The organism is Agrobacterium sp. 22-226-1 (genome assembly GCF_053522345.1).
In genome coordinates, this window is the sequence record NZ_JBNWCP010000012.1 from 80,104 (window position 1) to 103,771 (window position 23,668).

A 23,668-nucleotide genomic window follows, 5' to 3' on the forward strand; every position below is an offset into this window, starting at 1 on the left:
CCACAATTTTGTCGCCATCAAAGGAGATGGATCGACACTCTGACCGATCTGGCAGCAACGGCGTTCTCTATTCCGAATACATCGGGACGGATCATTGAGTGCTATCGCAGTTTTCAGCAAGGATGCCGAATGGATCCACGTTTCGCCTTCAGATGGTTCGCATTTAAGCGTTTGACGCTGTCAGCTTTGGCCGAGTTGGCACGTGTTGATGGCTCGCTTTCCCGTTCAGTTACGCGAAAAATGAGCAAGCCACGGACCAGCGTGCTTCCCTTTATCCTTGTCATCGCTATCTGCATGCCTGTGTACGGCTGCGTGACGACAACCCGGGCTGTCTATTCCGCCAGCGAAGCGGCGGTTGCCGAAGTCGATGGTTTCGATAACATTCGTGCTTATGCCGATGCTCCCGAGGGCAGCATTGGAGACGAGACACAATGGTTGCCCCGCACGACCGACAAGAACCTCAACGTTCTCTGCGTTTCGGGTGGAGGTTCTGGAGGAGCATTTACGGTTGGCGTTCTGTCCGCCTGGAGCAATCAACATACACGGCCAGTATTCGACGTTGTCACAGGTGTCAGTACAGGTGCGCTGATAGCACCTTATGCATTTCTCGGTCCCGCATACGACAAGGCGCTCGCCGATCTTTACACTGGTGGCCAGGCGAGAGAGCTCGTGGATATGAGGTGGATGGGTACCGGCCTTTTGGGGACGAGCATCCTCAAGGGGGAGCGCTTGCGGCAGATGGTCTCCGACTACATAACGAGCGATATCCTGCAAAAGATTGCAGCCGAGCACCGCCGGGGACGACGGCTGTTCGTTCTTACGACCAATCTCGATTCGCAGCGCGGTGTGGTCTGGAACATGGGCGCTATTGCAAACAGCGGCCGGCCGGATGCGCTCGGGCTTTTTCGGGATGTCCTGATCGCCTCCGCCAGCATACCGGGCGTCTTTCCGGCGGTGACAATCAAGTCCAAATCCGGGTCCCGGCAGATCGAGGAGTTGCATTCCGACGGCGGCTCATCGATGCAGTTCTTTGGCTTGCCCGACGCTGTGCTCGCCTCGCCGGGCAGACAGGCGCCGCTTAACAAGCGCAATCCAGACATCTACGTGATCGTGAACAACGCCCTGATGCCGGAGTTCGCCGAGACGAAGAATTCGACGATCTCGGTGGCCGGACGGTCCTACGCAACGATGGTTAAATCTCAGACCAAACAGGCTTTGCTTGCCCTCTATAACCATAGCCAAAGAACCGGCAGTCGATTGAGGATCGCATGGATCGACAAACAGATCCCCTATTCAATGCTCGATCCCTTCAATACCAACTATATGCGCGCTGTTTACGCGGACGGTTACAATCAGGCGATGGTCGGCACGGTATGGAAGAGCGCGCCGATCTTTTGAGCCGGGCGTCACGACAAAAGGCGGTATCTGGTCAGGAAGGCAGAAGAGAAATCAACTTTGTCAGGGTTGCAACCAGATCGCGCCGTTCTGAGATGTCGAGAACACGAATGCCCTGGAGCAGATGAGATGACCTTGCAACTTCTTCCCTCGTCCTGCTCAAAAGCTCCCGACCTGCCTTCGTGATTTCAACGTATATCGTTCGCTTATCTGAAGGATGCGGTACGCGCTTAAGGTAATTTCGCTGCTCCAGTTTGGTTAACCGCCCCGTGATGGCGCCTGTCGTCACCATGCAGAGTTCAGCAAGATCACTCGGCCGAATCGGGCGACCCTCTGGACGTTGAGCAAGGTGGGTCAGGACATCGATATCACCCACTCCGAGACCAAAAGGCGTGAGAATTGCCTGAAGAGATTCCTGATCCAGCTGATAAAGGTGCCGTATTCTCATTGCGATCGCTATCGGAGAGCTGTCTTCACCGGGAAAATCAATCTCCCACTGTCGAACGAGTTCATCGAACACCTTTTGGGTCTGAGATACAAGGCGATCGCTGCTGTCTAACATGTTGAAATCCAATCCCATGGGCTTAGCCACTACTTACCAAAGCCAGGCATGATGCGCAAAGGGGTCCACGCGTAGCCGCGTCCAACACTAATCATCCAGGACCCTTGACACAAGATAATTTAGATCTAAGATACCTCTAAACGATATGGGAGGTATCGATGAAATTTAATGCTGTTACTGCTGCGCCGCCACTTCCTTGTTCGCCACAGGTACAAGCTTACCCGAGCCGGAACGCGTTGAAGGACGTCTTTGGTCGTCTCCCGTCCGGAGTGGTGATCGTCACAAGTATTGCAGAAGATCAACCCACGGGCGCGACTGTCAGCTCCTTCAGTTCGCTATCGTTTGACCCACCTTTGGTCGTCTTCGGCCTCGCGCAAAAGTCAAAGACGCTACAGGCGATTTTGCACTCGAGGAAATTTGCTGCTCACATCGTTTCCGAGCCCAACCGCGAGCTCGCCCTCCGGTTTGCATCCGACGCGCATGACAAGTTCGAAGGGTTGGCATGCACACTATCTCAGAACGGAGTTCCTCTCCTTCCAGGGTTCGATGCGTCCATCGAATGCTCCTTGGACAGTACACAGACTATCGGAGATCACCAACTCCTGATCGGCAGGGTTCTTGCCACCTCGATCAATGATGAAGTCAGCGCGCCGGTGGCGTGGTTTCGCCGGGACTTTCATTCATGTGTCCCCTTTGCCGCCCCGTGAACACAGGGCACCATCAGCTCCAAAAAATAAGGAATTTCAGCGTGGACATGAACTTGAAGCTGTTTAGGGAGTCGCCCACGAACGTGCTTGAATCGCCTTACTCCAGTGAGATCGGACGCGGCGTTCGGGAAAAAGCCGCTGATCTCGTTCCCCTGTTGCGCAAGAATGGGTTGGAGGGTGAGAAGCTCGGCGCCCTGAGTCGGGAAAGCCTGCACGCGCTTAACGATATCGGCGCATTTCGTCTTACGCTGCCGACGGATTTCGGGGGTTATGCACTCGGAGCGCGTGACGTGGTCGAGATTGTCAGCGAAATCGGTCGCGGCGATGGTGCCGCGGGCTGGATCGTGTTCGTGGCGGGTGGCCTGCGCAATATTATCTCCTTTCCGGACGATGCGGTCCGCGAGATCTTCGGCGAAGGGCAGAATTGGGTCGGACCGCTTGCCGCGGGAGCCTCAATCTTTGCGACCAAGGTTGGCTCCGCCCGCCGCGTCGACGGGGGCTGGATGCTCCGTGGCTCATGGCACTTCGGCAGCGGCTGCAAGCATGCAAAATGGATTGCCGTTGGCGTCGATTACGAGCGTGCCCCGGGACAGATGAGCCGTGCAATGGCCATCCTTCAAGCAAACCAGGTCGAGATCGTCGACAACTGGCATGTGATGGGAATGAAGGCGACCTCATCGAACAGTCTCACGGTAGAAGAAGAGCAATTCGTTCCCGATCGACGCTTCATGGACATGCGTGATTTCCCGATGAGGATGGATGAAACGCGCCGTCGCTATAATGGCCTCGCCAGCAAATTCGATGCGCGTGGCCTCATGCTTCTCACCAACCTCACTCACATGGCGATTGTGCTTGGGATGGCTCGGGGCGCATTCGAGTGCTACGTCGAGATGGCCAAGAAGCAGCAACCCTTCAATTTGCCTTATGCAAAAGTTGCGGAAATGGCCTCGACGCAGGTCTGCGCGGCCAAGGCCTACGCCATGATCAAGATGGCGGAGGCGGTTGCCCACCGCAGCGCCGACATTCTCGATCGCCACGCACTCGAAGGCATCGAAATCACCAACGGCCAGGAACAGGCAATGATGATGGAGTCCGTCTACGCGACGAACTCCCTCGATGCCGTCCTCAGCATGCTTCAAATCAGCATCGGGTCGGCGACCGCGAGCGAAAACAATCCAGTGCAGCGATTTGCCCGCGATGTGCGCGTCGCTCTGCTGCATGGTGCGGTTCGTCTCGACCCGACGGCAGAAATTTTCGGGAGGCAACTTATGGGGATTGAACCATTTCCGATGTTCGCGGGCGGTCTTCCAGACCGGTCGGCACCCGCATCGGTCGCATAAATTCGGCGCTTGTGCGGTAGGAGGCCGCGCAAGCAGCAACTCGGGAGGAGTGAGTTTTGGAACAGGGAGTAGGAGCGCGCGCGGTCGGCAGGCCGCCTGCGGCGCGTGGATTTGAATACAGCGCGGACGCCTGGAGGGTTCTCGGCGCACTTTGGCTGGTCGTGCTTTTGGTGGTGGCGGTGCCAAGCGCTGGCATCGCCGTAATTAACGCCCGCATGATCGCAGATCTCGATCTCGATCGTTCAGTCTTTGGTTTGGGATTCGGACTGTTCGTTATGATGATGGGCTTCCAGGGGCCGGTCGTGGCGATATTCATTCAAAAGTTCGGATATCAACGCACCGTTACGTTCGGCTGTTTCGTCCTGCTTATCGGGTCCGTTGCAATGGCGTCAGTCGTCAACACCGGCTGGCAGTATGTCATCGCGTTCGGAGTGGTCGTCGGGACCGGCGTATGCGTTGCCGGCATGCTGCCTGCGCAAGCGGCTATTGCGCGGTGGTTTCATGTCCGCCGCGCCCTGGCAGTCTCGGTCGTGCTTTCGGCCATCGAGTTTGGTGGGTTCCTGTCGCCGCCGGCCCTTGACCGCCTTCTGGCGGTCTCGGACAATAACTGGCGCCTCGGCTGGTGGGTGATCGCAGGCCTCGCCGCCGTCGCCTTGCTTACCGCCCGGTTCGCCCTGATCGAACGCGATGTTGAGCGGCTTGTAGCTGAGAACCCAACGACCGTTCAGACGAGGGGGGAGACTGCTGTTTTCAAGAGCCAGATCCACTGGCCCCTGAAAGAGGCGGTCAGAAGCAGGGCATACTGGCTTATCCTTGCCTACATGAGCGTCGCCGGCGTGGCTTGGGTTTTCCTGATGGCGCACGGCGTAGTCCATCTCCAGGACATCGGCTATTCGTCGGCGGACGCGGCTATGGCCATGGCCATCACAATCGTCGCCTCCTTCATCGGCAATATGACGGCTGGTTTTCTGGGGGACCGCATGTCACCGGCAATCATCGCTGCAGTTAGCATGGTGCTCGTCACGCTTGGCTTCTTTCTGCTGAGCCATCCGGAGGGCTTTGCTGGGATACTGCTTTACGCCGTGCCTGCGGGGATCGGTTACGGTGCTTCGCAGGTCTGCATCATGGCACTTCTGGGAAACTACTTCGGGCGAGAATCCTTCCCGTCGATGTTCGGTTCGATGATGCCGGTTTCCACGCTATGCGCGGCATCGGGAGCGGCTGGCGCCGGAGCGATTTTTGACCGGACCGGATCTTATGCGCTGATGTTCAACATCATTATCGGCCTTTGCGTCGTTGGCGCGCTCGCGGTGCTGCTGGCCTCGCCGCCCAAGCCGATGAGCATTGAGGGAGATCGTGCCGGGGGAGCAGGCCGATGAGAGAATTTATCGACATGTGGGAGGGGAAAATGCGCATTCGACTTGGTTGTGCCGCCTCGATTGTTCTTATGACTGCAGCTGTCGCTTGTGCAGACGACGATGGTCTTGCCATCGCGGTTCCGCCAGTTAATCCGATCGGCAGCGCCCAGGAACCCATATTCGTCGGACCATTGTCGGACGCCGGCAAATGGCTCCACGACAGTGGCATCGATATTCACCTCGATTATGTGGACATCTACCAGAACGCACCATCTTTTGGATTCGAGGGAGGATCTTCCGCAAATTACGGAATGTTCGTCTTCGGGGCCACGGGTAACCTGACGCCTGACCTGAGGATCAAATGGGTCGAAACAATCAACTACCCATCATACAACACCGACAATTATCTCTTCGATCTGTCGAACGCGTTTTTTCCGGTACCCGTTGTGGATTCACGGACTGATCTGACGCGCCTGACGGTCGAAGCCGATCTCCTTGATGACCGGCTTCAGATCGAGGCGGGCAGAATGGGACTCGGACAAGACTTCATGACGCGGGGTTTTTGCGGGGGGCTCGGATGTCTGAACTCGACGCTGGCAACAACTCTCAATATGCCGGGGGAAGCGCTTTCGGTTTGGGGTGCGCGCGCAGGCTATCATTTCACGCCCAATACCGCGATCGGTTTCGGGATCGTTGAGGACAATCCAGACAACTGGCAGGAGGGAAATGGCTGGGACTGGGGCAAGGGTGATGCCGAGGGCGTAATTGCGATCGCGAACCTCACACACCAGGAGTCGTTTTTTGATAATCCGAATCCATTGAAATTTGAGCTTGGTGCCTATTATCGCTCGACGCGTTATGAGGATGCTCTCTACAATTCTGGCTGGGGCAACCCGACCTTTGGGCCGGCACCCACCATCGTCGAACACGAAGGCACGACCGGCGTCTACGGACAGGTCCGTAAAGTCGTCTGGAGCGCGCCGGGCGCTGGGCCCGTTCCGGAGAACATCGCGCTCTATGGCGGATTGTTTCACACCTTCGGCGATGGTCAGGCCTATCCTTGGGAGGCCTATGCGGGGGTCGAATATTCGGGCTTCTGGGCAGAAAATCCGGTCGCCACGATTGGCGCGTCGATCCATTACATCGGGCTGAGCGAAAAGCGAGCGGAATACGAGAGGAATGCGCGGCTGTTCTTTTCCGGCATAGATGAAAAGCAGCCGCGGGATACGTTCATGTTCGACGTCCATGGAAGCGTTGGACTTTTCGAGCACGGTGTTCTCGATCTCGGCGCCGCCTATATCGTCAACCCCAACACGTCTGTGCTCGCAGATTATTCCTCCGGCCGACAGAAAGACGGCTTTGTCTTCTATGCCACCCTTGCCTTCGACATCAGCGGCGGCCTTGGACTCTCCCCGTTGCGCCGGCCGTGAGGACGTCGTTGCTGACCACAAAGGACAATGTCATGGAACATGAAAACAAAGAACAGCTGGAACGCAACAAGCATCTGGTTCGGGAATTCTATCGTCGGGTCTTCGATGGTCAGAACCCTGATGCTGTGAAGGACTTCGTGACTGAGGACTACCGCCAGCACTGCGACCATATACCCAGCGGTCTGTCTGGGCTCGAAGGTTTCGTGAGGACGATTTTCCCGAACGGGCCGGTGCCAGAACCCGCGGAGATGCTTATTCCTCCGGCATTCGTCGTCGCCGAGGGAGACATGGTTGTTGTCGCTGCCTGTTTGCCTCAACCGGAACCGGACGGCAGCGGCAAAACCTACGATTATTTCATTTTCGATGCCTTCCGCGTTCGTGGCGATAGGCTTTCCGAGCACTGGAGCAGTGTGAACAAGATCGCACCCCCCAAGCATTGATACCACGCACAACAGCCTCGATTGGGAGTACCAACATATGAAGCTTTACCAAGTCCCCGGAACCTGCTCGACCGCATCACGGATCGTTCTGGAGGAGGTAGCGATTCCGGTCGATCTCGTGAACGTCGATCTGCAGACCAAGAACCTGCGGGACGGAATGAGCTATCTGGACGTCAATCCCAAAGGACAGGTTCCGGCGCTCGTTCTCGACAGCGGCGAGGTCCTTACCGAAGGCGCGGTGATCATGCAGTATGTCGCCGACCAGGCACCGGCTTCCGGGCTTTTGCCGCCACCGGGCGATTTCAACCGCTATCGTGTGCTCGAATGGACGAACTACATCGCAACCGAGTTGCACAAGACCTTCTCGCCGCTCAATCGGCCCAACACGCCGGTGGAATATCGCGACTTGACGAAAACGACCTTCCTGCCCCGGGTTTTCGGTGTCATCGACACTCGTCTCGCCAGTAGCCCTTATCTGGCCGGGGAAGCGTTCACGATCGCCGACGCCTACGCGTTTGTGGTGCTGGGCTGGGCGAAGAGAGCCGAACTTGATCTCTCGGCCTGGCCGGCAATCGTCGCTTATTTAAAGCGCATCGGCGAGCGTCCCTCCGTCAGAAAGGTACTGAACACGGCGACCTGAGGCCCGACACAATTCCGAGCGGCGAGCCGCAAGGCTCGCGACCCGGCTACATGCAGGCAGAACCTGCATGCTTCGAACATCTCCGACAAGTTTGTGGTCTCCGCATAGCAGGGTGCGGGGAGGGTTGTTTTGCGGACTCTAACGCGAAAAAGCACCACGGGAAAAAATTCATTCATTCAAGAGAAGGAACCGGAATGACATACCTAATTCGACAGATGGGACATGTGGTCATCTCTTCGCCCGATCCGGTCGGCGCTGCGAAGGACCTTTGTGACGTCGTCGGTCTTCGCATCACCGAGCAGGAAGGTGACAGGGTTTATCTCTCAAGCAACGACCGGCATCACGAGGTGACCTACGTCAAGGGCGACGGCAAGGCGATTGCCTGCGGGCTGGAGGCCGTCAGTCCAGATGCGGTCGACGAAGTCAAGCGGAGAGCCCTGTCCGATGGACTCACCGTGCTCGACGACACACCGCTCGGCAAGCACTACGATAAGGCCGTTCGCCTGATCGCGCCGGGAGGTAGTATCTTCGAGGTGCATACGCCGATCGCTCGCAATCAGCCACGTCGTTATAACTATTCGACGCCCGGTGCACGGCCCCGCCGCATCGAACATATCAACTCATTTGCGCCGGATACCCAGGCCTTCGGCGAGTTTTGCGAGAAGGTGCTTGGCATGAAGCTGTCGGACCAGACCGGGGAAGATGGCCTGCGTTGGTATCGAGCCGAGGACGGGTTTCACCACACCATCGCCATGGGGCCGGGGGAGAGCGGCCTTCACCATTACGCCTTCGATCTCCACTCGCTCGAGGATCTGGCGGCAATCGCCGACAATCTCACCCTTAAGGACAGGGCGCTGGTCTGGGGCCCGGGTCGGCACGGCGCCGGCGGCAACATCTTCACCTACTACGCCGACCCGCATGGCTGCCTGGTCGAAAATTCGATTGAGCTGGACCGCATCGATAATGACGCAACCTACGAGCCACGCACCTGGGACATTTCCGAAGGTCTGGCCGGTCGCTGGCTCAATCTGTGGGGCACACCTCCCACACCGGAGTTCCTGCGTCCGGGCATCGCCTTCGACCCGGATTTCTGAGCGTCTGGATTTCAGAAGCGGTCGCCGGTTGTTCATGTGCGGTTGAGGGAGGAAAGTCATGACAGAATACGATGTCATCATTATCGGCTATGGACCGACAGGCAAGGTACTTGCCCGGCAGCTTGTCGACGTCGGGCACACTGTGACGGTCGTGGAGCGCTGGCCGCAGGCCTATCCGTTGCCGCGTGCGATCGGCTACGACCACGAGATAAAGCGCATTTTCCACGCTCTTGGCATATCCAGTGAAGTCGCCGCCATCTCCCGGGAGATGGGTCATTACGTCTGGTACAATGAAGACTGGAAAGCGTTGATCGATATCGACGAGACCCGAGAATCGATCTCCGGCGGCCCGACCGGATATACGTTCAACCAGCCCGACCTTGAACAGATCCTTCACGAGGATCTTCTGCACCGCGACGGGATCTCCTATCACCTCGGCATGGAGGCCGTCGCAGCACACGACGCAGATGATCATATTGAGGTCGAGCTGGCCCGATTCGACGCGCAGACCCTGACCATCGATCATTCAGAAACACGAATGCTGACCGGCCGCTATCTGGTTGGCTGCGACGGAGCCAACAGCTTCGTACGCAAGATGATGGATGTATCCGTTATCGACCATGGGTTCGACGAATCCTGGCTCGTCGTCGACGTCAGGCCACACGATCCGGACAAGCTCTCCATTCCCAATGCGGCTCAGTGGTGCAACCCGGCACGCCCCACCACGATCGTGCCAAGCGGTGTGCGCAACAGGCGCTGGGAATTCATGCTTCGCTCCGACGAAACGCCCACGCAGATGTGCGAACCCGACAGGGTTTGGGAACTTTTATCCCCATGGCTTTCACAAGAAGACGGCGAGCTCATCCGCAGCGCGAGCTATCGATTCCGCTCGCTGCTTGCGGGTGGCTGGCGGAAGGGCCGGATGCTGATTGCCGGTGATGCCGCCCATCTCATGCCACCCTTCATGGGGCAAGGCATGTGCGCCGGATTGCGCGATGTTTGGAATCTCGGTTGGAAGCTCAACCGGGTCCTCGACGGTTCCGCGCCAGAAAACCTGCTCGACACCTACGAGGCCGAGCGTTCTCCCCATGTGGACGCCGTCATCAGAATCTCGATGGCGATGGGACAGGTGATCTGCGTCCCCGATCCCGAAGCAGCTCGCCGCAGGGATGAGGCCTTTTTTGCCGGAAACCTGCCGCCACCGCCGGCTTTCCCGCCGTTGTCCGGTGGCATCATAGCGCGAGACGGTGATGGTAAGCCCATCGGCGGCGCCGGTGAACTTCTCCCGCATGACGATCTGGCGCGCGGCGATATTCGGGTTCGTCTCGATGATCTGGTCGGCCGGGATTTGGTCTTGGTCACACGCATTGCGGTCGATGACGGGCGACTGGAAAGACTTGGCATCCGCCAAATCTTTCTCGGCGAAGCCGGCTGGCGGGATATCAACGGGCGCCTCACTCACTGGCTCGATAGCCGTGGTGCTGTCGCCTACCTCGCGCGACCGGATTTTTACGCTTTCGGCACCGCTGCCAATACCGATGAGATCGATACCTTGCTTGAGACCGTTGAAGGCATGTTGGGGGGAAGAGAGCATGTTCTCAATGAAGTCGCATAGCGCCACCGTCGCACTGATATTTGGGCATATCGCCGGGATGATCGATCTTGCGGCCTTGCCAGTATGGGTGGGGACGCTCTCGGCCGGCTTCGGGTTCGGGAACACGCATGCGGGCGGACTGGTTACCGCATTCCTGCTCGGCGTCGTGCTGGCAAGCCTCGGAGTAGCGCGAATGTTCCACAAACTCCCCGGCCATTTGCTGGCGCCGGGTGGCTACGGCGCAAGTGCAGTCTGCTTCGTTTTGATGTCACAGCTTCCGCCGGGGTTCGGAACGTTCCTCGTCCTGCATGCCCTTGCCGGTATGGCCACGGGAGCGGCGCTTTCGTCAACGCATGGAACAATGGGACGGACGGCCAATCCTTTGCGGATCTTTGCGCTCGGCTCGGCCGGATTCGGCGTCTTCGCGCTCGTATTTCTCGGGACCGCGCCAGCGGTCATCGCCCAAAGCGGGCCTCCAACCTTTTTTATGATCCTTGCCGCGATCATGGGAACGGCGGCGCTCGTGACGTCGATATTCTTCCCCAGGCAGCAGGCGGGGACGGAAGTCCAGCACTATACGGCCGCTCGCATCCCTGCCGCCGCTTGGCTTGTAACCATTGGAGTGATGCTGATGAACTTCGTCCAGGCCCTGACCTTTTCCTATGTGGAAAGGATCGGCATGGCGAGGGGCTACGGCGAGGGAGAGGTTCAGACAGTCCTCCTGTCGATCGGGATCGTCAATATGTTCCCGGCATTGATCGCCGCCGCGCTCCAGAAGCGGTTACCGCCGCTTGTAGTTGGCATTGCCGGCGCCGCCGTTCAGGCTCTTCTTTCCGTTCTCATCACCGGGTCGAACGATTTCCTGCTGTATGCAGTGCCGTCGCTCTTCTTCGCTGCGGTTATGATCTTCACCCACACATTTCTGTTTGGCTTCCTCGCCAAGGTCGATCCCTCCGCTCGGGCTGCGGCCGCTACGCCTGCAATGACGATGGCGGGCTCTGCGATCGCGCCTCTCCTGGGTGGCGTCCTGTCGGATGTGATCGGCTACCATGCCATTGGCCTAACGGCCGCCGTGGTCGCCTGCGTGACCGTGGCGCTGTTCGCCCGGGCCCGTCTGTCCACGCGCGTGATCCAGCAGGCCGGGACAACGTGACATTTGCTGCCTAGACGCTTTCAAGGAGATCAAAACATGGGCTTCACACCAAACCCCGATCATCGCTACCGAATGCCTGTCGTTTTCGGGCCGGCGGTAGGTCCCCGCCAAAGGCCCGGCGGCGGCATGTGGTCACTGGAAGAAACCGGCACGATGAATGCGGAGTGGATGGCGATCACATATCGCACCGACCCCGAGAAGCTGGCGGCTCTTCTTCCGCCTGGCATGAGCTTGCGAGGCGAACCACTGCTCAGCGTTTCCTGCGCCTGGTTCAAGAACCTCTACTGGCTTGCCGGTCGAGGTTACGGAATTCTGTCGCTTGATTTTCCGGTTACTTATCAGGGTAAAACCGAGACCCTTGATGGCTCTTTCTGCCCGGTGATCTGGGAGGGCCAACCTGAGGCGATCCTGACCGGCCGCGACGAGATGGGCTTCCCGAAACTCTTTTGCGACATGCCCGAAATTGCCTGGGACCGCGAAAAGGGTACGGCTTCATGCGAGACGTCCTGGTTCGGCTTCAAGTTCTTCGATATCGCGCTCACGGATATGGTGGAGGATGATGCCCCCCCGAGCCTGCCCGGTTCGGGCGGTGGCGCGGCCATGTACTATAAATATGTGCCCCGCACGAACCCGCGCAAGGGGGGTGGCGCCGACGTCGCCTATGTCACCACACCGGCGCCGCGGCCAGGCGAAGGGCGTCCCGACGCCATCAGTTTCGAGGGCTACGACTTCAAGCGGTGGAGGGCCAACGGCAGCTTCAATTGGCACCGCGCCACGTTCGAGCAGCTCCCGACTACCTTTCACATCGTCAACACCATTGCAGACCTCCCATGTCTCGAAATCGTCAGAACCGAGATGGTCGCCTTTTCGGGCCCTGGCATCGGTGTATCCGTAAACAGCATCCGGCCGGTCGAACCGGCGACAGAGTAAACAGGAAAAAGATATGAAACTCGCCAGATTTGCGGTCGAAGGAAAAACCAGGCTCGGGAGGGTCGAAGGCGACTATGTCTTCGATCTCACGAATGTCGCGCCAGACCTGAATGGCTCCATGAAGCTCTTGATCGAAAGGTTGCACGAACTGCGATCTGCCATTCAGTCCGTGAATGCGCCCTGTTTCCAGCTATCCGAAGTACGTTTGCTTGCGCCGATCGATGATCCCCGCAAGTTTCTGGCCATCGGGATGAACTACAAGGCTCATGCGGAGGAGGCTGCCGCCGCAGGGATCGCGACGCCGAAGTCGCAGCTCTGGTTCAACAAGCAGGTCACCTGCATCAATGGGCCCTTCGACGACATTGTGATCCCGAACGTCTCCGAAAAAGTCGATTACGAGGCCGAACTGGGTTTCGTCATCGGAAGACGGTGCCGGCATGTCAGCCGCGAGGACGCCCGGTCCGTTATTGCAGGCTATTTCGTCGCGAACGACGTCACGGCGCGTGACTGGCAGTTCCGCTCGCCCACCTATACGCTCGGCAAGAGCTTCGACACGCACGGTCCGATCGGGCCGTGGATCACCACCGACGACGAGATCGCCGATCCTCACAATTTGACCCTTACGCTCTCCCTCAATGGTGAAGAGCGCCAGCGGACCTCGACTGGCGACATGATCTACAACATCTGGGATCAGATCTCCTACCTCTCAACCGTGATGACCCTCGAACCGGGCGATATCATCGCAACCGGAACGCCGTCGAACGTGGGAATTGCGACAGAAACGTTCATGAAGCCGGGGGACGTCGTGCGAGTGGAGGTGAGCGGCCTCGGTGCAATCGAAAACCACTTTGTCGCCGAATGAGGAGAAACGACATGAACGTAGATCTTTTGATTTCCGGAAGCAGCGTGCTCGCGTCACAAAACAAGACGTTCCAGCGGCTTAACCCCTATAATAACGAGGTCGCTTCAGTTGTAGCCGCCGGCTCACCGGAAGACGCGATCGCCGTGGTGCGCGCCGCACACGGGGCCTTTCCTGCTTGGTCTGCAAAAGGTCCGCATGAGCGACGAAAGCTCCTTCTCAAGGCGGCGGACCTTATGGAGCAGCGCTCCGGTGATTTCATCGCGGCTACCACCGAGGAAACGGGTGCGACTGGACCTTGGGGCTCCTTCAACGTTGCCGTTGCTGCGAAGATGCTGCGAGAGGCGGCATCAATGACGACCCAGATTACCGGGGAAATCATCCCCAGCGAGAAGCCCGGCAGCATGGCAATGGCTGTCCGCCAGGCAGTTGGAGTGTGTGTTGGCATCGCTCCCTGGAATGCCCCGGTCATTCTTGGTACGCGCGCAATCGCCACGCCTTTGGCCTGCGGCAATACGGTGGTTCTCAAGGCATCCGAGATGTGCCCCCGAACCCATCGGATGATCGGTGAGGTGCTGAATGATGCAGGAATTCCTGCAGGTGTCGTGAATGTCATAACGAATGCTCCCGAGGATGCCGCCCGCGTCGTCGAAGCGCTTGTTCGGGCGGCGGAGGTGAAGAGAGTGAATTTCACGGGTTCGACGCGCGTCGGCCGGATCATCGCAAAGCTGTGCGCGGAGGAGCTCAAGCCTTGCTTGCTGGAACTTGGTGGCAAGGCCCCATTCATCGTGCTTGACGATGCGGATGTCGAGGCTGCGGTCAATGGGGCGGCGTTCGGGGCTTTTATGAACATGGGCCAGATATGCATGTCGACGGAGCGCATAATCGTCGTTGAAAGCATCGCTGACCAGTTCACGAAGGCGCTCGCTGAGAAAGCCGATAAACTGCCCGCGGGTGACCCCAATGGCCCGAATGTTTTGGGGGCGTTGGTGAGTCTCGAGGCTGCGTTGAAGATGGACGCAATTATTGCGGACGCTTTGGACAAGGGCGCCAAAATCGTCGCTGGCGGCAGGCGGAATGGGGCCGTGGTCGAAGCGACTGTCCTCGATCATGTCACACCGGCGATGCGCATATATAGCGAGGAGTCCTTCGGACCGGTCAAACCGATCATCCGTGTGAAGGATGTGGAGGAAGCTGTCGCAATCGCAAACGACACTGAATATGGTCTTGCCGCTTCGCTCTATACGAACGATGTCACGGCCGGCTTGAGAATCGCGGCGCGCATAAAATCCGGCATTTGCCATATCAACGGACCTACAGTTGCCGATGAGCCGCAGATGCCTTTCGGCGGCGTCAAGGAATCAGGCTGGGGACGGTTCGGTGGCAAAGCCGCGATCTCGGAGTTCACGGATCTTCGGTGGATCACCATCGAAGATCCGAAGCAAGGCTATCCATTCTAATTAAGCCAGACCGCATTCCACGTGTTTGCTCGGCCGGTGCCTGGCCCGCATCGCGCAGGCTGCCGGACTATTTGCCGGCCGACCGGGACGGCTTGGTGACCGAGAGGTCGCTGAGCCGGACCCAAGCCACCCGCTATGACGTTGTTTCGTTCGCAAAGGTACCGCCCAGATCCGGAGAGGGAGATGAAAAAAGTCGTTGTAAATCCACAGGAAGCTCTGGCCGATACGTTGTTCGATGGAATGACAATTCTGGCCGGCGGCTTCGGTGTCTGCGGTATTCCCACCGTTCTTATCGAGGCAATACGTCAGTCGGGCGTGAAGGACCTCACAGTTATCTCGAACAATGCCGGCATCGACAATTTCGGACTCGGCATCTTGCTGGAAAGCGGTCAAATCCGAAAGATGATTTCTTCCTATGTCGGCGAGAACAAGCTGTTTGCCGCACAGTTCCTGTCCGGCGCACTCGAACTCGAATTCAACCCCCAAGGAACCTTGGCCGAACGGATTCGAGCAGGCGGTGCCGGAATTCCTGGGTTTTACACGAAGACAGGCGTTGGAACGGTTGTTGCTGAAGGCAAGGAAACGCGGATGTTCGGCGATGCCGAGTATATTTTGGAAACCAGCCTGACCGCGGACCTCGCTATCATCCATGCGTTCAAAGGGGATACCGAAGGTAACCTCGTCTATCGAAAAACCGCGAGGAATTTCAATCCCGTGATGGCGACCGCGGCTAAAGTGACCATTGCGCAGGTTGAGCACCTTGTGCCTGCGGGGACTATTGATCCCGACGGCGTCCATACACCCGGCATCTACGTACGGAGGGTACTGCAGGTGCCGAATCCTGAAAAGCGGATCGAACAACGGACCGTTCGGCCCAAATCGCACAAGGAGGTTGCCTGACATGGCGTGGACCCGCGAACAGATGGCTGCGCGAGCCGCGCGTGAACTGAAAGACGGCTTTTACGTGAATCTTGGGATCGGTATACCCACACTGGTCGCAAACTTCATACCGCAAGGGGTGCGGGTGACGCTCCAGAGCGAGAACGGAATGCTTGGGATGGGGCCGTTTCCCATCGATGGAGAAGAAGATGCCGATTTGATCAATGCCGGCAAACAAACCATCACAGAGGTCCCAAACAGTAGTTACTTTTCGTCGGCTGAGAGCTTTGCAATGATCCGGGGCGGTCATATCGACCTGTCTATCCTTGGTGCAATGCAAGTGTCCGAAAGGGGCGATCTTGCCAATTGGATGATTCCGGGCAAGATGGTGAAGGGCATGGGTGGCGCCATGGATCTCGTTGCCGGCGTCAAGCGCGTGATCGTATTAATGGAACATCAGGCTGGTGGGGTGCCCAAGCTTCTGGAGGAATGCACGCTCCCGCTCACAGGGCGTCGGGTTGCCGATCTGGTTATCACCGATCTCGGCGTCTTCGAAATCGATCGAAAGGGTACAGCGGGGATGTGCCTTATCGAGTTGGCACACGATGTGTCCCTGGCCGAAATTCGATCAAAAACGCCCCCGTAGTTCCACGTTCGCCTCACTTAGCAGCACCGTTCATATCCGCAGGTTTACTCGGCGCCAAAGATTTTCGGAATCGTCTTGCGGCTATATATGCGGCGGCGTCCGCATGATCATATGTGGCCGGGACTGAGAAAAATAGCTTTCGGCTGGAGATAAATCATGTCCTGGTTTGATAAAAGCCGCCAACGCAAACCAAACGCAGCAGCCGGATGTCTTCCGTTCGAAAACTAAGTCGCAACTCGCGATTCAAGCTCCAGAGCTGCGATCTGGTGTCGTCGCTCAGGTAGTGGAGATCAGCTGAACCTCCATACGTCGAGCTCCATTTCTTCGAGGCCCACACCCCAACGTGGCTAGGTCCCATCAACGTTTAGACGCCGAATGCTCCGTGCCTTGAGATAGTGCCAGGCGGAGATCCACCGGTGTGCGAATACTTCGGCTAACGTGTTAGCACAGTCTTATCGTTTCGAAGCTAAGCTGTACCACTGACGAATTGGGGGGTATTCATGCTGTCGATCAGGAACGTTCTCACAATGGTGTTTTTACTATTCAGCCTTGCACTGTGTATACTTTGTGGCAGCGCGCTGAACGCTTCCTATTCCAGTTTCCGCACCTACAGCACCGTGTCAGCCTATACAGCCGTCAACCGCGCGGTTTTTGACATCCTTCTTGGTTACCGTCTGGAGCGGGGTCACAGCGTGACGATTCTCGAGGCGACGCTTGAGCAAGGACGCGCCCGACTTCAGGATGTCCCGGTCGATCGCGCAATGGTCGATCAGGGAATGACGGCTCTCAGAATGGCTGGAGCTGCGATACAGTCGGCCGAACTCGCCGGTTCCTTGAAGAAGATCAACTATTTCTAGGGAGAAAACGAAACCCTCCGCAAACGCGCCGATACGCAGTTCGTTACCGAGCTCGCTCAGCGGGATCAGGCTGTTGGTAAAGCCTATACGAGCTTCGGCCAGGAATTCTTGAAAGAGCTTGAGATTGCCTCTGCCATGACCGAGAGCAATATACGCTCGCTAGACAACAAACTTGTCGATCTGTTGCAGATCCGCGCCGGGGCTTGGGCTACTCGCGCAGCCGTTGGTGCGGCTTCCATCGTTCTGAACAAGGCGGCTACCACTCAACAGCCTCTCGCTCAAGACGATCTTGTAACGTTGATGATGCAGAACGGCCGATCCTTCGCGAACTGGGATCAAGTTCGCAATCTTGTCGATCATCCCACGACCGACCGCTCTCTGAAGGACAGCTTCAACACGGCGGAAAACACCTATTTCAAGGGTCCGCTTTGGGACCTTGTTAACTCGATGCATGTGGATCTCGCTGACGGTCGCAGCGCGATGGTCGACCTGAAGGACTGGCTGCCTGCGAGCAGCAAGGGCCAGGCCAGCGTTGCGGATGTTGCCCTGGTGGCGATGAAACTTCTTGATGAAAAGGCAGAGCCTGGCGCAATCCGCTCTCGTGGGTGTTGCGTCATACCTGGCCATCCTGCTGGGCGCGATCGCCATGACGATCGTCGGAATGTTCATCGTCATCCGGCGCGTCACCATCCCCATCACCCACCTAACTGGGTGCATGAATAGCCTAGCGCAGGGGAACCGCGACGTGACCGTTCCGGGTGGAAAAAGGACCGACGAGATCGGCGGCATGGCGCGGTCGGTCGAGGTTTTCCGGCAGGCCGCCATCCGAAACGCCGAACTTGAAGCAGAAGCGATAGAGAACAGCCGCAGAGCGGAAGCCGAGCGTCTGGCCATCGAAGAGCGCGCCGCGGCCGAAGCGGAAGTCCGCCTTAACAACGCCACCGGCGCGCTGGCCAAAGGGCTCAGAAAATTAGCGTCGGGAGATATGCTTTGCGAGATCAAGGAGGAGCTCGCGCCCCAGTTCGAAGCACTGAGAATGGATTTCAACTCGTCCGTTGCTCAACTGAGGGAGGTGTTGATGGCTGTTGCCGATTCGTCCGGCAACGTTCATGGAGGTTCCAGCGAAATCTCTGGCGCATCGAACGATCTTGCGAAGCGAACGGAGAGCCAGGCGGCCTCACTGGAAGAAACTGTGGCTGCGTTGGAAGAGATTACAGTGAACGTCCAGACAGCGTCCGTCCGCACTTCCGAGGCTCGCGATCTGGTTCAGGGCGCACGGAAAAAGGCCGATCATTCCGGTGAAGTGGTCGGAAACGCCGTCGAGGCCATGGGACGGATCGAGCAGTCATCCAGGCAGATCATTCAGATCATCAGCGTCATCGATGAGATCGCCTTCCAGACCAATCTCCTTGCCTTGAACGCCGGGGTCGAAGCTGCCCGAGCCGGCGAGGCAGGCAAGGGCTTTGCCGTCGTAGCGCAGGAGGTCCGCGAACTCGCCCAACGTTCCGCGCACGCAGCCAAGGAGATAAAGACCCTTATCGCTAACTCTGAAGCGGCCGTTTCGGAAGGCGTCAAACTTGTCAGGGAGACAGGCGGAGGGCTGGCCGATATCGTCGATCTCATCCAGGCGATCAACCAACATATGGACGCGATCAGCATAGCCGCCAGGGAGCAGGCGTCAGGGTTGAAGGAGATCAACTCGGCAGTAAACCACATGGACCAGGCGACGCAACAGAACGCAGCCATGGTCGAAGAGATGAATGCCGCGAGCTTCGGCCTTGCGCAAGAGTCAGAGAAGCTGGCGCAGTTGCTTTCCAACTTTCGAACCTCCGGGAGCTCTGCGGAAAGAAATCGTCAGGCGGCTTGAGCTTCACGCCTGATGGCAATCCCCTTCCTCAGGGTCGGTCGGCACCGGGGGCTGATCAAATGTCATTGCCACTCAGCTGACCAGCTTCTTTTATTGTTTCGGCGGCGATCTCACGAGCCTTAACTATGTCTTTCTTGGTGGCGAAGATGTTCGCAATGTTGGCCAAAGCGGCTGATCGAACCGTCTGCTCAATCGTCCTCAACGAATACTTGGTCGCGCTTCGAACGGATGGATGGTAGCAAGGCGGCAATCACGCACAGCAGCCCTATCGCCAGAAGAGAGGCGGCAATGGGGTTTGTGACAAATACCGTCGGATCACCGCGCGAGATGATCATGGCCCTGCGTAAGTGTTCCTCAAGCAGCGGTCCAAGCACGAAGCCGAGCAGTAGCGGCGCCGGTTCGCAGCCGACGCGGATGAGGACATATCCGAGAACGCCAGAAGCAATGATGGCGTAGACATCGAACGGGTTGTTGTTAATCGAATAGCAGCCGATCGAGGCAAAGATGACAATCGCCGGGAATAGCATTCGATAGGGGATCGTCAGCATTTTCACCCATAACCCGATAAGCGGGAGATTGAGGATGACAAGCAACAGGTTGCCGACCCACATGGACGCGATAATGCCCCAGAACAGGGCGGGCTGACTATTGATCACATCAGGGCCGGGCGTGATCCCCTGAAGAATAAAGGCTCCCACGATCAGGGCCATGACGGGATGTGCAGGGATGCCGAGAGTGAGTAGCGGGATGAACGACGTCTGGGCGGCAGCGTTATTGGCGCTTTCTGGACCGGCCACGCCTTCGATTGCGCCATGACCGAACTCTTCCGGCGTCTTGGAGAGGTTCTTTTCCGCAGAATAGCTGGCGAACGAGGCGAGCACATGTCCGCCGCCGGGGAGGACGCCCAGGATCGAGCCGAGCGCAGTGCCTCTCAAGACCGGACCCGCGATTCGGCGGAAGTCCTGTTTGCTAAGCCACAGATTAGTCACTTTATTTACACCCACTTCACGCGTGTACTCGTGCTGCAGATTGCGGAAGATTTCTGCAACGCCGAATACGCCAACGGCGATCGAGACGAAGTTGATGCCTTGCGACAGTTCCAGATATCCGAAGGTGAAGCGTTCTTCGCCGGTGTAGATGTCCTGCCCGACGGTGCCCAGCAACAGGCCGACGATGATCATCCCTAGCGCCTTTAGCACAGAACCATGAGCAAGAGAGATCGATACCAGAAGGCCGAGAACGATCAGCGCGAAATATTCCGGCGCGCCGAATTCAAGTGCGACCGCGGCAAGAGGCGGCGCAGCAATCGCCAGCAGCATGGTTGCCACGCATCCCGCGAAAAAAGACCCAAGGGCTGCCGTGGCCAAAGCCTGACCCGCCCGTCCTTTCCTTGCCATCTGATAACCGTCGATGGCGGTCACCGCCGAGGAACTTTCCCCCGGCAGATTGATGAGGATCGCCGTCGTCGATCCGCCGTACTGAGCGCCATAATAAATGCCGGATAACATGATGAGCGATGTCACGGGCGAGAACGTGAAGGTTATCGGCAGCAGCATGGCAATCGTCGCAGTCGGCCCGATGCCGGGCAACACACCAACCAGTGTGCCAAGCAGCACGCCGACAAAGCACCAGACGATATTGACAGGCGTCATCGCCGTTTCGAAGCCAAGCGCGAGATTGGAAAACAGATCTATCATAGAAGCCACCTCAGAAGCCGAGAGCCGGACCGAAGGTCGGCAGCGATACGGCAAGACCGATCTTGAAGATCACGTAGCACAGGACGGACATGACGAACGCGCTGACCAGGGCGGACAGAGGCGCGTTCTTCCGCGAGGCTTGGGCCGCCATGAAGGTACAAAGGAAAACGACCGGAATGAGCCCTAGAGAACGAGCCCCGGCGCCAAAGACCGCAAGCGCCAGGCACACGAGGATGAGACCGCGCCAGGGCACGGCGCCATCGACTGGCTCCGGCGGCTTGCGCAATCCATCGATCAGGATCAGCATTCCAAATATGGAAAGTGTCACGGCCAGCACGATCGGAAAAAAGCCCGGGCCCATCTGCAGCGCGGTTCCGAAGTCGTAACTCGAACTCTGCACGATGAAGAGGGCCGCGATCCCGATGAATATACCGCCCGCAATCACGTTGTGGCGGCTGTACTTGACCGACGAGTCTTCCATTTTTTCCCTCCCGAACCTCGACACGAACTGTCAGAGGATATTGGACCCTGCGATAGCCTCGCAGACGGCGTCGGTGACCTGCTGCGTATTGGCCTTGCCTCCGACGTCTGGTGTGAGGATGCCGGCTTCTGTGACGCGTTCGACCGCAGTCATGAGCCGCGCGGCGGCATCCTTTTCACCGAGATGCTCGAGCATCTGGGCTGCCGTCCAGAAGGTGGCGATGGGGTTTGCGATGCCCTTGCCGGTGATGTCGAAGGCCGAGCCGTGGATCGGCTCGAACATCGACGGGAAGCGGCGTTCCGGATCGATGTTGCCGGTCGGGGCGACGCCGAGCGAGCCTGCCAGCGCGCCGGCAAGGTCCGACAGGATGTCGGCATGCAGGTTTGTGGCAACGATCGTATCGAGGCTCTTCGGGTTCAGCGTCATGCGCACGGTCATCGCGTCCACCAGCATCTTGTCCCAGGTGACGTCCGGGAATTCCTTCGACACCTCGGCGGCGATCTCGTCCCACATGACCATGCCGTGACGTTGTGCGTTCGACTTTGTGACGACGGTGAGCAGTTTGCGCGGGCGCGATTGAGCCAGCTTGAATGCATAGCGCATGATGCGGGTGACCCCGACGCGGGTGAAGATCGCCACTTCCGTGCCGACTTCTTCCGGCAGGCCCTTGTGGGCGCGCCCGCCATGGCCGGAGTACTCGCCTTCAGAATTTTCGCGCACGATAACCCAGTCGAGATCACCCGGGCCGCAATTGCGCAGCGGCGGGGTGATGCCCGGCAGGATCTTGGTTGGGCGCACATTCGCATACTGGTCGAACCCCTGGCAGATCGGCAAACGCAGGCCCCACAAGGTGATGTGGTCGGGCACATCCGGCGCACCCACAGCGCCGAAATAGATTGCATCGAATTTCTTGAGCGTTTCCAGCCCGTCCGCCGGCATCATCACGCCGTGCTTCTTATAGTAGTCAGAGCCCCAGTCGAAGGTTTCCGAGTGGATCTTGAAGTCACCGCTGCGCTTTTCCAGCGCTTCGAGAACCTGAAGACCCGCAGCAATCACTTCCGGCCCGATGCCATCCGCAGGAATGGCAGCTATCTTGTATTCACGCATAAGAAACCTCGAAACATCGATTGAGAGCAAGCCGTGTCCAAAAGGACACGGCAAATGGTCGCCCGGAACGTTCGTTCCGCCGATCCCTTGCAGGGACCCGCCAGCGGGATGCCTTATTTTCCCGTCTCGCTGACCAGTTTCGTAAGGCGATCTACTTCGGCCTTGAACTTTTGATCGAGGGCCGCAGGCGTTGCGAGATCCGGCGAAACCGGCGACGTTCCGAGACTTGCGAACCGTTCGATAACTACGGGATCCTTGAGGGTGCCCCGAAGCGCCTCGGCCAGCTTGTTGCGAATAGGCTCGGGCGTATTCTTCGGTGCCCAAAGTGCATGCCAGGCGCTCAGTTCAAAATTCTGGATGCCGCCTTCGGCAACCGTGGGGACATCGGGCAGTACGTCTATTCGTGCCTTCGTCGTTACGGCATAGGCATGAACTTCGTTTGCCTTGATCTGTTGCACCGTATTGGTCGTCTGGTCGCATGCCAGATCGATGCGTCCGCCGATGAGATCGGTCATTGCCGGTCCCATGCCCTTGTAGGGGACAAGCGTGATCTTGGTGCCGAGCGCGTCCTGAATAAGACGTCCACATAGATCGGAAACCGCGCCGGTTCCTGCCGTTCCGAACGTCACCTGAGGGCCACTCTTCTTCACGTAGGCTACGAGTTCGGCAAATGTCTTCGGCTCGAAATTTTTCCTGCCGACGATCGTCATCGGCACTTCGGTGATCAGCCCGATGCTCGAGAAATCTTCAATCGGCTTGTACGTCAGCTTCGGATAGAGAGCCGCGAAGGTCGCGACGCCGATGTGGTAGAGCAGAAGGCGATATCCGTCTGGATCTGCCTGAGCCACGGTCGCCGCTCCGAGCGAGCCGCCGGCTCCGCCCATATTTTCCACGAGAACCTGCTGTCCAAGAGATTTCGACATGGATTGAGCGACAAGTCGGGCGACCGTGTCGCTGGGGCCGCCCGCCGCAGCGGGGACCATGATGGTAATCGGCTTTTCTGGATAGTTCTCCTGGGCGTGGGCCAGAACGCTCGACGTTGCCAGAAGGGCGCCTGTGAGCGCCACAAGCATTTTCTTCATCGCGACTTCCTCCTCAAGTGCGCGCCAGAGTGCCTCCACACTCTGTTCCATGCTTACTTGCATGCAAGATGGAATGTATCGAAGTATCCG

General features: G+C 58.1%; 23 protein-coding genes. 18 read left to right on the top strand and 5 right to left on the bottom strand.

The features are described 5' to 3' along the window. The first annotated feature begins 129 nt into the window (after positions 1-129). Positions 130-1,398: a patatin-like phospholipase family protein gene (locus ACQZ5K_RS19485; RefSeq protein WP_236760052.1), complete on the top strand. Its 1,269-nt coding sequence runs from the start codon at positions 130-132 to the stop codon at positions 1,396-1,398. A 31-nt stretch (positions 1,399-1,429) separates the two neighbouring features. Here ACQZ5K_RS19485 and ACQZ5K_RS19490 read toward each other — a convergent pair whose 3' ends face one another. Beyond that, complete coding sequence (locus ACQZ5K_RS19490; RefSeq protein ID WP_149622412.1) at positions 1,430-1,957, bottom strand: MarR family winged helix-turn-helix transcriptional regulator; 528 nt, start codon at positions 1,955-1,957, stop codon at positions 1,430-1,432. A gap of 158 nt (positions 1,958-2,115) precedes the next feature. On the opposite strand from ACQZ5K_RS19490, the gene ACQZ5K_RS19495 reads away from it, so the two are divergent. The 17 genes from ACQZ5K_RS19495 to ACQZ5K_RS19575 all read left to right on the top strand — a co-directional run bounded on the left by ACQZ5K_RS19495 (position 2,116) and on the right by ACQZ5K_RS19575 (position 19,211). Beyond that, entirely contained in the window at positions 2,116-2,664 is a 549-nt protein-coding gene (locus tag ACQZ5K_RS19495; protein WP_149622413.1) for a flavin reductase family protein, read from the top strand. A gap of 47 nt (positions 2,665-2,711) precedes the next feature. After that, positions 2,712-4,004: an acyl-CoA dehydrogenase family protein gene (locus ACQZ5K_RS19500; protein ID WP_149622558.1), complete on the top strand. Its 1,293-nt coding sequence runs from the start codon at positions 2,712-2,714 to the stop codon at positions 4,002-4,004. Positions 4,005-4,060: 56 nt separating this feature from the next. After that, complete coding sequence (locus ACQZ5K_RS19505) at positions 4,061-5,383, top strand: MFS transporter (RefSeq protein ID WP_448741151.1); 1,323 nt, start codon at positions 4,061-4,063, stop codon at positions 5,381-5,383. Beyond that, the gene (locus tag ACQZ5K_RS19510; protein ID WP_236760051.1) at positions 5,380-6,792 is read left to right on the top strand and encodes a carbohydrate porin; all 1,413 of its coding nucleotides are present in this window, start codon (positions 5,380-5,382) and stop codon (positions 6,790-6,792) included. The genes ACQZ5K_RS19505 and ACQZ5K_RS19510 overlap by 4 nt, the downstream gene beginning before the upstream one ends. A 32-nt stretch (positions 6,793-6,824) precedes the next feature. Continuing rightward, on the top strand, positions 6,825-7,232 hold the full coding sequence (locus ACQZ5K_RS19515) for a nuclear transport factor 2 family protein (protein WP_149622415.1): 408 nt from the start codon (positions 6,825-6,827) through the stop codon (positions 7,230-7,232). 37 nt (positions 7,233-7,269) lie between these two features. Further along, positions 7,270-7,872, top strand: coding sequence for a glutathione transferase GstA (gene gstA / locus ACQZ5K_RS19520; protein WP_149622416.1), 603 nt, complete (start codon positions 7,270-7,272; stop codon positions 7,870-7,872). Positions 7,873-8,066: 194 nt separating this feature from the next. After that, positions 8,067-8,966 carry a VOC family protein gene (locus ACQZ5K_RS19525; RefSeq protein WP_149622417.1) on the top strand — a complete coding sequence of 300 codons (900 nt, stop codon included), beginning with the start codon at positions 8,067-8,069 and terminating at the stop codon, positions 8,964-8,966. A gap of 58 nt (positions 8,967-9,024) precedes the next feature. After that, positions 9,025-10,581 carry a bifunctional 3-(3-hydroxy-phenyl)propionate/3-hydroxycinnamic acid hydroxylase MhpA gene (gene mhpA, locus ACQZ5K_RS19530; protein WP_448741152.1) on the top strand — a complete coding sequence of 519 codons (1,557 nt, stop codon included), beginning with the start codon at positions 9,025-9,027 and terminating at the stop codon, positions 10,579-10,581. After that, complete coding sequence (locus tag ACQZ5K_RS19535) at positions 10,559-11,713, top strand: MFS transporter (RefSeq protein ID WP_174057911.1); 1,155 nt, start codon at positions 10,559-10,561, stop codon at positions 11,711-11,713. Before mhpA ends, ACQZ5K_RS19535 begins: the two co-directional genes overlap by 23 nt. A 36-nt stretch (positions 11,714-11,749) precedes the next feature. Next, positions 11,750-12,643, top strand: a complete 894-nt coding sequence (locus ACQZ5K_RS19540; protein WP_153315413.1) for an acetoacetate decarboxylase family protein — start codon at positions 11,750-11,752, stop codon at positions 12,641-12,643. Between the two features lie 13 nt (positions 12,644-12,656). Further along, positions 12,657-13,505: a fumarylacetoacetate hydrolase family protein gene (locus tag ACQZ5K_RS19545; RefSeq protein WP_149622420.1), complete on the top strand. Its 849-nt coding sequence runs from the start codon at positions 12,657-12,659 to the stop codon at positions 13,503-13,505. An 11-nt stretch (positions 13,506-13,516) separates the two neighbouring features. After that, positions 13,517-14,962 carry an aldehyde dehydrogenase gene (locus ACQZ5K_RS19550; protein ID WP_448741153.1) on the top strand — a complete coding sequence of 482 codons (1,446 nt, stop codon included), beginning with the start codon at positions 13,517-13,519 and terminating at the stop codon, positions 14,960-14,962. A gap of 183 nt (positions 14,963-15,145) precedes the next feature. Beyond that, complete coding sequence (locus tag ACQZ5K_RS19555; RefSeq protein ID WP_149622422.1) at positions 15,146-15,862, top strand: CoA transferase subunit A; 717 nt, start codon at positions 15,146-15,148, stop codon at positions 15,860-15,862. A gap of 1 nt (position 15,863) precedes the next feature. Beyond that, a complete protein-coding gene (locus ACQZ5K_RS19560; RefSeq protein WP_448741154.1) occupies positions 15,864-16,487 on the top strand; it encodes a 3-oxoacid CoA-transferase subunit B in 624 nt (207 codons plus the stop codon). Between the two features lie 500 nt (positions 16,488-16,987). Beyond that, positions 16,988-17,344: a hypothetical protein gene (locus tag ACQZ5K_RS19565; protein WP_149622424.1), complete on the top strand. Its 357-nt coding sequence runs from the start codon at positions 16,988-16,990 to the stop codon at positions 17,342-17,344. Positions 17,345-17,452: 108 nt separating this feature from the next. Then, a complete protein-coding gene (locus ACQZ5K_RS19570; protein ID WP_448741155.1) occupies positions 17,453-18,067 on the top strand; it encodes a hypothetical protein in 615 nt (204 codons plus the stop codon). Beyond that, a complete protein-coding gene (locus tag ACQZ5K_RS19575; protein WP_236760049.1) occupies positions 17,991-19,211 on the top strand; it encodes a methyl-accepting chemotaxis protein in 1,221 nt (406 codons plus the stop codon). Before ACQZ5K_RS19570 ends, ACQZ5K_RS19575 begins: the two co-directional genes overlap by 77 nt. A 188-nt stretch (positions 19,212-19,399) precedes the next feature. Here the strand turns inward: ACQZ5K_RS19575 and ACQZ5K_RS19580 are convergent, their stop codons facing one another. From ACQZ5K_RS19580 to ACQZ5K_RS19595, 4 genes are all read right to left on the bottom strand, one after another. Then, entirely contained in the window at positions 19,400-20,905 is a 1,506-nt protein-coding gene (locus ACQZ5K_RS19580; protein WP_210247477.1) for a tripartite tricarboxylate transporter permease, read from the bottom strand. Between the two features lie 13 nt (positions 20,906-20,918). Further along, positions 20,919-21,389 carry a tripartite tricarboxylate transporter TctB family protein gene (locus ACQZ5K_RS19585; protein WP_149622426.1) on the bottom strand — a complete coding sequence of 157 codons (471 nt, stop codon included), beginning with the start codon at positions 21,387-21,389 and terminating at the stop codon, positions 20,919-20,921. Positions 21,390-21,419: 30 nt separating this feature from the next. Continuing rightward, complete coding sequence (locus ACQZ5K_RS19590; RefSeq protein ID WP_149622427.1) at positions 21,420-22,496, bottom strand: tartrate dehydrogenase; 1,077 nt, start codon at positions 22,494-22,496, stop codon at positions 21,420-21,422. 113 nt (positions 22,497-22,609) lie between these two features. Further along, positions 22,610-23,578 (bottom strand): tripartite tricarboxylate transporter substrate binding protein BugD, encoded by a 969-nt coding sequence (locus ACQZ5K_RS19595; protein ID WP_149622428.1) that lies wholly within the window; start codon positions 23,576-23,578, stop codon positions 22,610-22,612. Between the last annotated feature and the right edge of the window lie 90 nt (positions 23,579-23,668).